Genomic DNA, 268 nt, shown 5'->3' with positions numbered 1-268 from the left:
ACGGTCGCCGCGAGGCTGTCCCCGCCTGGCGCCAGTTCGACGGTGACGAACGCGGTCACCGGGTAGCCGAGCCGCTCCGTGTCGATGGTGGGTGCGAAGTCCCGGACGACGCCGCTCCGCTGCAGCCGGTCCAGCCGCGCCTGCACGGTCCCGCGTGCCACCCCCAGCCGCCGGGACGCCTCGAACACGCCCAGCCGGGGCTCCGCGGCCAGCAGCGCGATCAGCTCGGCATCGAGCGCGTAGACCATGCGGCCCTCCTTCGGTCCTC

At 74.6% G+C, this 268-nt stretch carries 1 protein-coding gene; it reads right to left on the bottom strand.

Going from position 1 to position 268, the window contains the following annotated elements; genetic code table 11:
* Nucleotides 1-248 (bottom strand): Lrp/AsnC family transcriptional regulator (locus SB719_RS20390; protein WP_412159775.1); only part of this gene is annotated, 248 nt, incomplete at its 3' end.
* Between the last annotated feature and the right edge of the window lie 20 nt (nt 249-268).

Origin of the sequence: Pantoea sp. SIMBA_079 (genome assembly GCF_046940275.1) — a bacterium.
Classification (GTDB): Bacteria; Pseudomonadota; Gammaproteobacteria; order Enterobacterales; family Enterobacteriaceae; genus Pantoea; species Pantoea borealis.
This window is presented reverse-complemented; position numbering and strand designations above follow the sequence as displayed.